The following is a 12,811-nucleotide window of genomic DNA, read 5'->3' as shown; positions in this document are numbered from 1 at the left end:
CTGGAGAAACCAATGGGTCGCGCTAAAAAGGTTATTTTGGCATATTCTGGGGGGGTAGATACCTCTGTTTGTATTCCCTACCTGAAAAATGAGTGGGGTGTGGAGGAGGTGATTACCCTCGCTGCAGATTTAGGTCAGGGAGATGAATTAGAGCCAATCCGAGAAAAAGCGCTCAAATCCGGTGCTAGTGAGTCTTTAGTGGCTGATGTGAAGGAGAGTTTTGTTAAAGATTATGCTTTTGCAGCGATTCAAGCCAACGCTCTCTACGAAAATCGCTATCCTTTGGGGACTGCTCTGGCTCGTCCGTTAATTGCCAAAATATTAGTGGAAACTGCTCATCAGTATGGTGCTGATGCTATTGCTCATGGTTGCACCGGTAAGGGTAATGATCAAGTTCGCTTTGATGTGTCTTGTGCTGCACTTGACCCGAAATTGAAGATCCTCGCACCAGCTAGAGAATGGGGGATGAGTCGTGAGCAAACTATTGCTTATGGTGAGCAATTTGGTATCCCTTCGCCGGTGAAAAAGTCTTCTCCGTACAGTATTGATAAAAATTTACTTGGTCGTAGTATTGAGGCTGGGGTGCTTGAAGATCCAGCGGCGGAACCACCAGCTGAAATTTATGAAATGACTAAGGCGATCGCTGACACGCCTAACGAACCGGAGTATATTGAAATTGGTTTTACAAGGGGTATTCCCACCAGCCTCAACGGTACACCTAAAAACCCAGTGGAGTTAATTCAACAACTCAATCAGGTAGTAGGAAATCACGGTATTGGCCGGATAGATATGATTGAAAACCGCTTAGTGGGGATTAAGTCCCGGGAAATCTACGAATCACCGGCGATGCTAGTGTTGATCCAAGCACACCGGGATTTAGAAAGTCTGACTCTGACAGCAGATGTTACCCAGTACAAGCGAGGTATTGAAGAGACTTACACCCAAATTGTTTATAACGGTCTGTGGTACAGCCCCCTCAAAGGCGCACTAGATGCTTTTATTCACAAGACACAAGAACGAGTTATGGGAACTGTGCGAGTCAAACTGTTTAAAGGTAGCGCCACCATTGTCGGGCGTTGGAGTGACAATTCACTCTATAGCCCAGATTTAGCGACCTATGGTTCTGAAGACCAGTTCGACCACAAAGCAGCTGAAGGGTTTATTTACGTTTGGGGCTTACCCACTCGCATTTGGGCTTCTCAATCTTAGGGAGTATGGGGACTGTAGTCCCCTTTTTACCTACTCACTCACCGGCCGCACCTTTGACCTGGCGGGATTCTATCCAGATGGGTATGACAATCAAGGTAACAAGGATTAATAAGGCTGCGATCGCAAATTGACTCACCCAAGCAACTAGTTGTTCTAGGGAGACAACTCTACCTGCAAAGAAAGCCAAGGTTACCATGACACTAGCCCAGGCGGTGGCTCCTGCTAAGTTATACAAAAAGAATTTTCCGAAAGGCATTTCGGCTATACCCGCCAATGGTGCGGCAAAAATTCGCAAAAGTGCGAAAAAACGCCCAAAAAATACAGCTTTAGTAGCATTTTGACTAAATTGATCTTTTATATTCAATAAACGTTCATCGGAAATCCGAAAAAGTTTACCTATTTTTACTAGAAACGGCCAGCCACCTAATTTACCAATCCAATACCCGCAAGCACCGCCAATGACTGCACCTGTAACAGCATCACTCAGAACTAACCAATAGTTTAGTTCTTCACTACCAGCTAGAAATCCGCCCACCAGGGTTACGGTTTCACCAGGAAGAGGAATGCCCAAATTTTCTAGCAAAATTCCCCAAAAAATTGCCCAGTAACCATACTGGTGAGCAAATTCCTGGATGTTTTCTAGTGAAATCAGTTCAAGAGACATCCCGCACCGCCGCCTTTACAATTTTTTACCTTTCATATATCTTGGCGCTTCTATGGCTGGGGTGTCAATCAAGCTGCTGCCATAATTGCAATTTCTAGATTCCCGCCCGTTCAAGAAATTTCCGCTGTCTGTTGGCAGTGTTAGGTCAATTGGATACCATAAATATGTATTTTATGCAATCCTATTGAGGATTTTTTATTAAATATTTATCAATGGTATGGTAAGATATAAACATATGGAAAAAGATACCATTGATACTGAAATTAACAAAGGATCATGCGTATAGTTATAGAATTAATAATAAATTATACGGCATAAATACTGAAGTAACTGATATTAATCATCAACACTACAGTAAGTGCCTAATTTTAAAGATAAAACAGTGGTTTTGTCGTTAAAATCTAATCAGTATTGATGGTAAATTTCTGTTCTGTCACTTGTTCCAACTAATTTGTTAAATTCATGATTATCTCACAAGATCAGGTAGTTGTATTTAAGCCCCAAAGTAGTATAGACTTGCAAGGTGGAACGGCTTTTAGCAAACAGGTGCTGGAAGTAGTACCCCGGCAGCATCAACTCTGGGTTCTTGATATGTCAGAAGTAGATTTCATGGACAGTTCAGGACTAGTCCCCCTCATCAATGGACTAAATTCTGCGCGTGAACATAATTGTCGTCTAGTGTTGTGCAATGTCCAAGCTCCGGTGAGATTAATTTTGGAGCTAACCCAGCTTGACTCAGTGTTTGAAATTTTCGATACTTATGAGGATATTTTCACTCACACTAATGATGAAAATCTAATTGTGGCTTGATTACTCACTGCCCTTTAGGGCTGGGGTTTCTGACAGTTAGTCAAGTCAAGTCAAGTGTACAGTTGACAATATCCGAATTTAATTCGGATATTATTGTCGTTTTCAGGGTAGCATCTTTAAGCAGGTGAATCAGACATCTTCTTAGACAGCAACCGCCTCTGTGTCTTCTGCTGGTGCTGTTTCTTTTGGTAGTTCCTGCTTAATGGTCAAGTAACGAATTACTTCTTCACTCAAACGCATAGCACGTTCCATAACAGCGATGGCATTTCCAGGGCCTGTGTAGTTCATTTGAACATAGATGCCATCCCGATGCTTTTTAATTTCATAAGCTAGGCGACGTTTACCACGGTTTTGAATTTCGATGTTTTCAGCACCTTGTTCGGTCAACAAGTTTTGGTATTTAGCAATTGCTTGCTCTACCTGTTCATCTCCTAGGTCTGGACGGAGAATATAGATGGTTTCGTAAACTATAGACATGATTTTTAGTCACCTTATGGACAAAGGGCTGCTGATGTGATTTTATACATATATATCAATTATGATACTGATAATTATCAACATCTAAGCAACAAGGAATTATAATTTTATCAGTTTTTTATCAAAATTATTAGCCAAATGCGCCAATTGTTAGATTTTAGATTTTAGATTGGCTCTAAAATCCAAAGCAGCTTGTAATTGCAAACAAAAGGATATTCATCAAGGTTATGGCGCAGCGCTACGTGCGAGTTCAAAATCTAGAAGGGAAGATTTACTATGGATTGCTACAACTATCCCTGAGTGTGCAGGTGCTAGATGCTCCACCCTGGTTGGAAGGACAGCCCACAGATTTAATTCTAGAACCGGAAAATTACCAAATTCTCAGCCCCTGTGCGCCCTCAAAAGTAGTGGCGGTAGGTAAGAATTATCGTGACCATGCTCAAGAAATGGGATCTATAGTCCCCAAAGAACCATTAATATTTCTCAAGCCGTCAACTTCTATGACTGCTACGGAAACACAGATTAAGTATCCTCCCCAGTCTGAGCGGGTAGACTACGAGGGTGAGTTAGCGGTAGTGATTGGCCTTCTCACCTGTAACTGCACTCCAGAAGAAGCCCAAACTAAAATTTGGGGCTATACTATCGCTAACGATGTCACCGCTAGGGACTTACAACAACGGGATGGACAATGGACTCGCGCCAAAGGTTTTGATACTTTTTGTCCCCTAGGCCCTTGGATTGTGCGCGAAGTCAATCCCGGTGCGAGGTTACAGACTTTTTTGAATGACGATCGCACCCCTGTACAATCTGCTTGTATTGATGAGATGGTGTTTCCCCCTGATGTCTTGGTTTCCTACATTAGTCAGGTGATGACACTACTACCAGGGGATGTGGTGCTCACCGGTACGCCATCCGGTGTCGGACAATTACATATCGGCGATCGCATTCGGGTAGAAATTGAAGGCATTGGTCGTCTAGAAAACACAGTTACCAAGCGTTAACCCTTAGCGGACTTGCATATGCACTGCATCGGAAATGGCGGGAATTTCTGCGTAACGCCCCAACAAGGATTGGGCTACAGAATATACAAATGCTGCTAGTATGCCGATAAAGATGGTGTTGGCCAGGGTTTGTGTGGCAAAGCCAGCACCAGGAACCGAACTCACAACTTGCAGTAGGATGGAACACAAAAACAACACAATGCTTAAAAGAATTGCTTGCATAGCATTAAAACGAATGAAGTGATTTATTTTTTCGTTTCTGATTACTAGGGCAAACAAAGCCAAGAAAATAATCAGACTAGCAAAGGGAATACTGCGATAAATTGCTACTATGGGACTCAAAGGGATCAGCAGAAGTTGTAGTACGGGAAACTGTCTAAACAAAAAGCCAGCAAAGCTGAGACTTTCAACCAGGGGGAGTAAATAAGGTAAACAAGCAAAAATCCGGTCAGGAACCGTTGTAGACCCGCGCCAAGTCATTGTGGGTTCTCCTATGGCTAAATTTCAATAGTTACTTGAGCCTAGGATAGCGCAGTTATGTGGTCTGGCGACAAAATCTGATGATTATTTGATCTCGGCAATTCGGAAACCCATCATACATTCATACTGCTGCGCCTGCTGTGCTGTCAGGTTGTGAATAGCTTGACCACATCGCAGTTGACCACCATACCAACGGGGTTGACCGCTATCATCAGCCAGTAAACAAGATTGGCAAACTTGCCCAGGAGCAAGGATTTGATTATCCATTAAAATGACTAACATCGCATCCGAATCCCAAAATCGTCACAATGGCTCACCTGTCACCAGGCGATCGCCCTAGAAACACAGTGAACTTTAATTTATTGTAGGTATAATGACTGAAAAAAACACAGTATGTAAGGAAACGTAAAGTATCCCTTTCCCCATGAAAGTGTAAAAATAGGTTCTCTAGTGTACCAGGGAACTAGAAATAGACTATTGGGCAAATTTCTACCAAGGATAATTTTAAGTGACTAGAACCAATTCCGAAATTTTAGCTAATTCCGATTCCACCATCGCCGATTTAATTAACCAAGAACTACAGCGTCAACGAGACCACCTAGAGTTAATTGCCAGTGAAAACTTTACCTCAGCTGCTGTACTAGCAGCCCAGGGTTCAGTATTAACTAATAAATATGCCGAAGGATTACCAGGTAAACGTTATTACGGCGGTTGTGAATTTGTTGATCAAATCGAACAAATAGCCATCGACCGTGCTAAACAGCTATTTGGCGCAGCTCATGCTAATGTCCAACCCCATTCCGGCGCTCAGGCAAATTTCGCCGTCTTCCTGACATTGTTACAACCAGGTGATAAAATAATGGGGATGGATTTATCCCACGGGGGACATCTTACCCACGGTTCACCAGTAAATGTATCCGGAAAGTGGTTCCAGGTTTGCCACTATGGTGTAAGCCAAAAAACAGAACAGCTAGACTATGAAGAAATCCGGGAGCAAGCCCTAACAGAGCGTCCCAAGCTAATAATCTGCGGATATTCAGCTTACCCCCGTGTAATTGACTTTGAAAAGTTCCGCAGCATAGCTGATGAAGTAGGGGCTTACTTGCTCGCAGATATTGCCCATATTGCCGGTCTCGTGGCTACCGGTCTGCACCCAAACCCGATTCCTTTCTGTGATGTGGTGACAACCACCACCCATAAAACTCTCCGCGGTCCCCGTGGTGGTTTGATTTTGACCCGGGATGCTGAGTTGGGCAAGAAGCTAGATAAGTCAGTATTTCCCGGTACCCAAGGCGGCCCCCTAGAACACGTCATCGCCGGTAAGGCAGTGGCTTTTGGGGAAGCATTGCAGCCAGGTTTTAAACAGTATTCGGCTCAAGTAATTGATAATGCCCGGGCTTTGGCTAGTCAACTGCAAAGCCGTGGTTTAAAGCTGGTGTCTAATGGGACTGATAACCACTTGATGTTAGTAGATTTACAAAATATTGGACTCACGGGTAAACAAGCTGACCAACTGGTGAGCGAGGTAAATATCACCGCTAATAAAAATACAGTTCCCTTTGACCCACAGTCACCATTTGTTACTAGTGGTTTAAGGTTGGGTTCCCCAGCTATGACTACAAGGGGGATGGGAATCGCAGAATTTACAGAGATTGGAAATATTATCGCTGATAGGCTACTTTCCCCCAGTTCTGAAACAGTAACACAAGATTGTCGCCAACGAGTAGCGGCATTGTGCGATCGCTTCCCCTTGTATCCACATCTGCAAATTCCTGTACCAGCTATGGCTTAGTCAAAGGCGGAGGGATAAAGCCCCAAAGGTAGGATTTTTCTGGGTGACGGTGTGGGGAATTTATGCTTGAGTTGAGCAATTCCCCTCACTTCTTATAGGTCTTATAGGGTTGTTTACTGTCAACCAAATATCTAAACATTTCTAGCAATACCTGTACAAAACTCTCTCCTTTTCTACCCCCTACCCCCTGTTTCCCTTAACAGAAACGGTATCCAAAACTTAGCAGATCAGGGCTTGTGCGTGAATAAAAACTTAAAACTGACCTAAAAAACCTCCATGAGTGCAGAAATTATTTGTGTTGGAACAGAACTACTTTTAGGGGACATCCTCAATAGTAACTCCCAATATCTAGCCCAACAATTAGCCCAACTAGGGATACCCCACTACTATCAAACAGTAGTCGGCGATAACCCAGAACGACTAAAACAAGTCATAGAAATTGCCATATCAAGGGCGCAAATTCTGATTTTTACCGGCGGTTTAGGTCCGACACCAGACGACCTCACCTGTGAAACCATCGCCGATTTTTTTGGCGTTCCTTTGATAGAACGTCCAGAAATCATCGCAGATATAACTAAAAAATTCGCCCAACGCGGTCGGATCATGACCCCCACTAACCGCAAACAAGCATTAATTCCCCAAGGTGCAGATATTTTACCTAATCCTAGTGGTACAGCGCCTGGGATTATTTGGCAACCCCGCCCTAATGTAACTATTTTGACCTTTCCTGGGGTTCCCTCAGAAATGCATCAGATGTGGTCAGAAACAGCAGTACCTTTTCTGAAAAATCAAGGTTGGGGAAAAGAAATTATTTACAGCCGCAGTTTAAAGTTCTGGGGTATTGGTGAATCAGCACTAGCAGAAAAAGTTGCCCCGTATTTTAACTTACCTAACCCCACCGTGGCCCCTTACGCCGGTAAAGGCGAAGTCAGATTACGCATTTCCGCCAAAGCCCCCACAAAAGAAGTTGCAGAGGCTTTAATTTCCCCTGTGGAGAAACAGCTAAAAGACATTGCTGGCTGGGATTATTACGGTGCTGATGATGATACTTTAGCTGCTGTTATAGGTAGATTATTAAGTGCTAATACTCAGACAATATCAGTGGCAGAGTCCTGTACAGGTGGAGGACTCGGACAAATGTTAACGGATAGTTCCGGTAGTTCTGATTACTTTTGGGGTGGGGTAATTGCTTATGATAATTCGGCGAAAGTCCGGTTACTAGGAGTTAACCCAGAGGATTTAGATAAATTTGGCGCTGTCAGTGCTACCGTGGCTCAACAAATGGCTACGGGGGTGAAAAACCGCCTGTCAACTACCTGGGGATTAAGTATTACTGGTATTGCTGGCCCCACCGGAGGAACTGATACTAAGCCCGTGGGTTTAGTTTACATCGGTTTAGCAGGACCTCAAGACCAAGTCACCAGTTTTGAGTATCGCTTTGGGGCGATGCGGGGGCGTGCTTTAATTCGTCATGTCAGTGCTAATACAGCTTTGGATTTGCTGCGGCGCAAATTAATAATTAAGATTTAATTGATCACTGACCCTTAAATATGGTGCGTTACAGCTAATTTTTAGCCTATCAAAACCTCAAATACTTTCATAGCCATAACACACCCTACTTAATATCACGTTTTGTAGAAAATCTAGCTATCAAGAGAAACACACAGGATAAATCCCCTAGATTTGCGTTTCATCCCCTGGATAAATCTCAGGGGTTATCACGTTCCCACTATGCTTTGATAGCACAAGTTTTAATCTGTCTCGATGAACTCTATTGTTTCCACAAAATCTAAAATACTCTCCTTAATCTCCTCGGCTCCTTCTTTAATATTACTGGGTTTTTCACCCTTCTCAAAACTTTCCTGACTGCTAACTATATATAAATAGTTAGAATGCATAAATGCTAACAGCCCTCGGTATGCGTCTAGTCTGTGAGTATTACCGTTATTTTGTGTTTGGATAATGGTTGACCCCTGCGGCATATCAATTAACGCAAAGAAAGAACCTTCAATAGCGTTTTTTAAATACTCAGTATATATGACTTCCGCCCTCGGCAGATTGGTAAAAATTACTTCGGGAACATACTTGTTGAGTAAAATTGATTGTAAGTATTCCTCCTGTCCAATTGATTCTACTTGTTCTAGGTTTTCTGAGGATATGGGGTAATAATCAATTCTGAGCATCGTACCAAAACTGTCAAAAAAGCCCACTACCCCATCTTCACTTTCTACCTGACCTCCCTGCTGTGGGTCAACAGGAATAGGAACTGAAAAATTGCCAGAGGGTGACTCATATACATCTTCCCCATAATCTCTCTGTGGAATTGTATCGTTTTCCTCTTCTAGGTAAAGTGCTTCTTCTCCTTCTTGATAGGCAGCAATTACATCTTGTATAATTTCATAGGCTTCTTCATCTTCTAGGTCTAAGGCTTGCTGTAATTGCTTGAGATACGGCTGTTTGTCTTTGGGAATAGTTAAATCGTCCTCATTTATAATCACCATTACCGCCACTGCAAAACCATCTAGGACTAGTTCGTCTGTAAGCCGCCGACTGGCTGCATTAAATAGGGTTCCTAGTCCCTCTTGTGCGGCAATACCTATGAGTCTATCAACTATTTGGGTGATGTCATCTTCTGAGTACTCCTCAAAAACTTCAAAATCCCACAGGATACTCGCTAAAACTTCCCCATCCGCTTCTTCTACGGAATATTGAGCAATTTCTGTCACCACGGCTATGGCCGCTACGGCTTCTTCTGGAGTCAATGATTCTTTGGTGGTCTTTTTGGAATTAAAAACCTGGTCATATTTAGTCATAGTTACTACCTCCTTTCCTTTGACTAGTACCAACAGATTAAAAGTAACAATGGTTACTTTATTAATTTAGCTAATCTCTTGTATAAAGGATTTGCTATTTTCAGTTCACTGGATATCTTATGAGTAACAAAGAGTGCCAATTAAGCCTACCATCTTTGTTAAGCTCTTGATTGACATTATGCTAAATGTCAGTTATGGCAAGAACTACGGCATATATAGTAGTATAATGTTCTATTTTACACATTGATTCTGAAATATTTTATCCTTAATATTTACTCTACAATTGAATGACTATAGCAGTAATCATCTTTTGCTGGAACAGATGGGAAATTAATTTCATCTATGGTTAGAGTTTTCAACTAGCTAGCAATAGATTTGTATACCATCAGCAGGATGTTACCCTCTTGCAATACATAAGAATTGCGCAGTTGTTTATATTGATGGCTCGGCTTTAGTTGCTGGGTGGGGATACCCGCGCCTCAATATCTTCCAAGGTTTGTAATAATAAACGCTTGGCTTGTAATTGCCATCCCCACTTTTGGATTCGGAAGGCTGCTACACTCCCTAGTAAACCTGTTAATAACAGTAGGGGTTGATTAAGAGAAATTCCGAATAATAAACCTAATCCAGCAATTCCCCAAAATGGTAAAGCTACTGCTTGCCTTTGTTCTTCGACAATATTAGTAATAATACTAGACTTCATGGTGGCTAGTAGTTGGGCTTTAATTTGCCTTTGTTCCCCAATGGATACAGATAAACCAATTTTACGGCGCATTTTTTCAATTTTGCGCGCATCAGTACTGTACTGGGTTAGCTCATCTTCAGCCATTTGAAGTAGTCTTTCTAGTTGTGACATTGTGTGATGAATATACAATTTTGCTCTGGCTATTATCTCGAAAATTTAATTTTCCTAACTATATTGTTGCATCCAATAGCACAATACCAAGTATTAAGGATAAAATTGAACATGGGAAAAATATTTTAGCAATCACTGACAACCAGAGCGTCTACTTAAGAGGTAATACAGATGGTTACAGTATTTGAAAATACATTGCTTCAATCTGATAAAGCGCGATCGCTCATTCTCTGGTTTGATGAAATTGGTATTAGTGATATACCCCTAGTAGGTGGGAAAAATGCCTCACTAGGGGAAATGATTCAACAACTGACACATCAAGGGGTGAACGTCCCTACGGGATTTGCTACCACCGCCTACGCTTATCGCTATTTCATCGCCTCAGCAGGGTTAGAAGCCAAATTACGTCAACTGTTTGCTGACTTGGATGTTGAAGATGTCACAAATTTAAAAGCACGAGGGAAAAAAGCCCGATTGCTAGTGATGGAAACACCGTTTCCTCAAGACTTACGGGAAGCGATCGCCACCGCTTACCTAAAATTATGTGAGAAATATCATACAGCTACAGATGTAGCTGTTCGTTCTAGCGCCACCGCCGAAGACCTTCCCGACGCCAGTTTTGCAGGACAGCAAGAAAGCTACTTAAATGTTGTCGGTGTCGAGGGAGTGCTAGCAGCTTGTCATCGTTGCTTTGCATCCTTATTTACAGATCGCGCCATTTCCTATCGCCACACCAAGGGATTTGACCACTTTAGCATTGCCTTGACCGTCGGCGTTCAAAAAATGGTTCGTTCCGACCTAGCCACCTCCGGGGTCATGTTCTCCATTGACACCGAAACCGGCTTTAAAGATGCAGCACTAATTAACGCCGCCTACGGTTTAGGAGAGAACGTAGTTCAAGGAACCGTCAACCCCGATGAATACTACGTATTTAAACCGACATTAAAAGCAGGTTTTCGCCCCATCATCGATAAGAAATTGGGCAGCAAAGAGCTAAAAATGATTTATGATGATGGCTCAAAACATACAAAAAATGTCCCAGTTCCGGAAACAGAACAAGGTCAATTTGCCCTCAGTGATAACGAAATTCTCCAACTGGCACATTGGGCTTGTTTAATAGAAGACCACTATACCCAAGCCAACGGTAATTACTCCCCCATGGATATTGAATGGGCTAAAGATGGTATTACTAATCAATTATTCATTGTCCAAGCCCGTCCCGAAACAGTCCAATCACAGAAAACAGGGAATATCTTACGCAGCTATCATTTACTCACAACCGATAAACAAGCCACCCCCCCCCAACCCCTAGTGACTGGTCGCGCCATTGGCGAAGCCATTGCTCAAGGTAAAGTCAAGCTAATTTTAAATGTCAATAAGATTGAACAGTTTGAACCAGGAGACATATTAGTAACACAGAGAACAGACCCAGACTGGGAACCAATTATGAAACGCGCCGGGGCGATTATTACTAATGCTGGTGGGCGCACCTGTCACGCGGCGATTATTGCGCGAGAATTGGGAGTACCCGCAATTGTGGGATGTGGTAATGCTACAAAAGTATTAAAAACCGGTGAAGAAGTCACTATCTCTTGCGCCGAGGGTGATGAAGGTAAAGTCTATCATGGCTTGTTACCCTTTGAAATCAAAGAAGTTGCTTTAGAAAACTTACCTCGGACCCGTACCCAAATTTTAATGAATGTGGGTAACCCCCAAGAAGCATTAAGTTTATCTGCAATTCCCAATGATGGCGTAGGTTTAGCCCGGACAGAATTTATTATTGCTAACCACATCCAAGTTCACCCTATGGCCTTGATTCACTATGACAGGTTAGAAGATGAATTTGTCAAAACCAAAATTAATCAAATTACCGCCCTTTACGAAGATAAACCCCAGTATTTTGTCGATAAATTAGCCCAGGGTATAGGTAGAATTGCTGCGGCTTTTTATCCTAAGCCAGTAATTGTGAGAATGTCAGATTTCAAGACCAATGAATATGCTAATCTCTTAGGCGGTCAGCAGTTTGAACCGAAGGAAGAAAACCCCATGCTGGGTTGGCGCGGTGCATCACGTTACTATGACCCGGGTTACAGAGAAGGTTTTGCTCTGGAGTGTCAGGCCATCAAGCGGGTGCGTGATGATATGGGTTTGACTAATGTCATTCCCATGATTCCTTTCTGTCGCACTCCCGATGAGGGGCGTTTAGTGTTGGCGGAAATGGCAAAAAATCATCTCAAACAGGGTGTCAATGGCTTACAGGTTTATGTCATGTCTGAGTTACCTAGTAATGTGATTATGGCTGAGGAGTTTGCACAAGTTTTTGATGGCTTTTCTATCGGTTCCAATGACTTAACCCAGCTAACTCTAGGATTAGATAGAGATTCGGGATTAGTAGCACATTTGTTTGACGAACGCACCCCAGCAGTTAAGGAAATGGTGAAAATGGCTATACAAACCGCTAAAAAGCAGCAGCGTAAAATCGGCATTTGTGGACAAGCACCCAGCGATTACCCAGAATTTGCCCGGTTTTTAGTGGAAGAAGGAATTGATTCTATTAGTCTTAATCCCGATTCGGTTTTAAAGACGCTATTGGAGATAGCAAAGGTAGAAGAAAATATCTAGAATTGGCATCGAACCCAATAAGTTTGCTTAAAGATGTGGTAAATCTAATTTCATGTAGATAACCACGTTAACAATTACCACAAGAAA

12 protein-coding genes are annotated in these 12,811 nt (G+C 42.6%); 6 read left to right on the top strand and 6 right to left on the bottom strand.

What is annotated here, in order from left to right; all coding sequences use genetic code 11:
- Window positions 1-12 precede the first annotated feature (12 nt).
- Window positions 13-1,209: an argininosuccinate synthase gene (locus IM676_RS04280; protein WP_200989072.1), complete on the top strand. Its 1,197-nt coding sequence runs from the start codon at window positions 13-15 to the stop codon at window positions 1,207-1,209.
- Between the two features lie 34 nt (window positions 1,210-1,243).
- Here the strand turns inward: IM676_RS04280 and IM676_RS04275 are convergent, their stop codons facing one another.
- Window positions 1,244-1,873, bottom strand: a complete 630-nt coding sequence (locus IM676_RS04275) for a DedA family protein (RefSeq protein WP_200989071.1) — start codon at window positions 1,871-1,873, stop codon at window positions 1,244-1,246.
- A gap of 462 nt (window positions 1,874-2,335) precedes the next feature.
- Here IM676_RS04275 and IM676_RS04270 point away from each other — a divergent pair, with 462 nt between their 5' ends.
- Window positions 2,336-2,683: an STAS domain-containing protein gene (locus tag IM676_RS04270; protein ID WP_200989070.1), complete on the top strand. Its 348-nt coding sequence runs from the start codon at window positions 2,336-2,338 to the stop codon at window positions 2,681-2,683.
- 141 nt (window positions 2,684-2,824) lie between these two features.
- Here IM676_RS04270 and rpsF read toward each other — a convergent pair whose 3' ends face one another.
- A complete protein-coding gene (gene rpsF, locus IM676_RS04265) occupies window positions 2,825-3,160 on the bottom strand; it encodes a 30S ribosomal protein S6 (RefSeq protein WP_200989069.1) in 336 nt (111 codons plus the stop codon).
- Between the two features lie 227 nt (window positions 3,161-3,387).
- Here rpsF and IM676_RS04260 point away from each other — a divergent pair, with 227 nt between their 5' ends.
- The gene (locus IM676_RS04260; RefSeq protein ID WP_200989068.1) at window positions 3,388-4,161 is read left to right on the top strand and encodes a fumarylacetoacetate hydrolase family protein; all 774 of its coding nucleotides are present in this window, start codon (window positions 3,388-3,390) and stop codon (window positions 4,159-4,161) included.
- Between the two features lie 3 nt (window positions 4,162-4,164).
- On the opposite strand, the gene IM676_RS04255 is transcribed toward IM676_RS04260, so the two are convergent.
- Together IM676_RS04255 and IM676_RS04250 are read right to left on the bottom strand one after the other, a co-directional pair.
- Complete coding sequence (locus tag IM676_RS04255) at window positions 4,165-4,641, bottom strand: Tic20 family protein (RefSeq protein WP_200989067.1); 477 nt, start codon at window positions 4,639-4,641, stop codon at window positions 4,165-4,167.
- An 84-nt stretch (window positions 4,642-4,725) separates the two neighbouring features.
- Window positions 4,726-4,923 (bottom strand): hypothetical protein, encoded by a 198-nt coding sequence (locus tag IM676_RS04250; RefSeq protein WP_200989066.1) that lies wholly within the window; start codon window positions 4,921-4,923, stop codon window positions 4,726-4,728.
- A gap of 226 nt (window positions 4,924-5,149) precedes the next feature.
- Between IM676_RS04250 and glyA the strand changes: the two genes are divergently transcribed.
- Together glyA and IM676_RS04240 are read left to right on the top strand one after the other, a co-directional pair.
- The gene (gene glyA, locus IM676_RS04245) at window positions 5,150-6,433 is read left to right on the top strand and encodes a serine hydroxymethyltransferase (RefSeq protein ID WP_200989065.1); all 1,284 of its coding nucleotides are present in this window, start codon (window positions 5,150-5,152) and stop codon (window positions 6,431-6,433) included.
- 276 nt (window positions 6,434-6,709) lie between these two features.
- Complete coding sequence (locus IM676_RS04240; RefSeq protein WP_200989064.1) at window positions 6,710-7,963, top strand: competence/damage-inducible protein A; 1,254 nt, start codon at window positions 6,710-6,712, stop codon at window positions 7,961-7,963.
- A gap of 221 nt (window positions 7,964-8,184) precedes the next feature.
- On the opposite strand, the gene IM676_RS04235 is transcribed toward IM676_RS04240, so the two are convergent.
- Both IM676_RS04235 and IM676_RS04230 read right to left on the bottom strand, forming a co-directional pair.
- On the bottom strand, window positions 8,185-9,246 hold the full coding sequence (locus IM676_RS04235; RefSeq protein WP_200989063.1) for a tellurite resistance TerB family protein: 1,062 nt from the start codon (window positions 9,244-9,246) through the stop codon (window positions 8,185-8,187).
- Between the two features lie 451 nt (window positions 9,247-9,697).
- Window positions 9,698-10,102: a hypothetical protein gene (locus tag IM676_RS04230; protein ID WP_200989062.1), complete on the bottom strand. Its 405-nt coding sequence runs from the start codon at window positions 10,100-10,102 to the stop codon at window positions 9,698-9,700.
- Between the two features lie 171 nt (window positions 10,103-10,273).
- On the opposite strand from IM676_RS04230, the gene ppsA reads away from it, so the two are divergent.
- Window positions 10,274-12,724, top strand: a complete 2,451-nt coding sequence (gene ppsA, locus IM676_RS04225; protein WP_200989061.1) for a phosphoenolpyruvate synthase — start codon at window positions 10,274-10,276, stop codon at window positions 12,722-12,724.
- Window positions 12,725-12,811: the final 87 nt, after the last annotated feature.

Origin of the sequence: Anabaenopsis elenkinii CCIBt3563, from assembly GCF_015245355.1 — a bacterium.
Lineage (GTDB): Bacteria > Cyanobacteriota > Cyanobacteriia > Cyanobacteriales > Nostocaceae > Anabaenopsis > Anabaenopsis elenkinii.
This window is presented reverse-complemented; position numbering and strand designations above follow the sequence as displayed.

Coding starts and splice junctions, on each gene's coding strand:
- IM676_RS04275 (WP_200989071.1), bottom strand. CDS start 1,873: ATGTCTCTTGAACTGATTTCACTAGAAAACATCCAGGAATTTGCTCAC.
- IM676_RS04270 (WP_200989070.1), top strand. CDS start 2,336: ATGATTATCTCACAAGATCAGGTAGTTGTATTTAAGCCCCAAAGTAGT.
- rpsF (WP_200989069.1), bottom strand. CDS start 3,160: ATGTCTATAGTTTACGAAACCATCTATATTCTCCGTCCAGACCTAGGA.
- IM676_RS04255 (WP_200989067.1), bottom strand. CDS start 4,641: ATGACTTGGCGCGGGTCTACAACGGTTCCTGACCGGATTTTTGCTTGT.
- IM676_RS04235 (WP_200989063.1), bottom strand. CDS start 9,246: ATGACTAAATATGACCAGGTTTTTAATTCCAAAAAGACCACCAAAGAA.
- IM676_RS04230 (WP_200989062.1), bottom strand. CDS start 10,102: ATGTCACAACTAGAAAGACTACTTCAAATGGCTGAAGATGAGCTAACC.
- IM676_RS04280 (WP_200989072.1), top strand. CDS start 13: ATGGGTCGCGCTAAAAAGGTTATTTTGGCATATTCTGGGGGGGTAGAT.
- ppsA (WP_200989061.1), top strand. CDS start 10,274: ATGGTTACAGTATTTGAAAATACATTGCTTCAATCTGATAAAGCGCGA.
- IM676_RS04240 (WP_200989064.1), top strand. CDS start 6,710: ATGAGTGCAGAAATTATTTGTGTTGGAACAGAACTACTTTTAGGGGAC.
- IM676_RS04250 (WP_200989066.1), bottom strand. CDS start 4,923: ATGTTAGTCATTTTAATGGATAATCAAATCCTTGCTCCTGGGCAAGTT.
- IM676_RS04260 (WP_200989068.1), top strand. CDS start 3,388: ATGGCGCAGCGCTACGTGCGAGTTCAAAATCTAGAAGGGAAGATTTAC.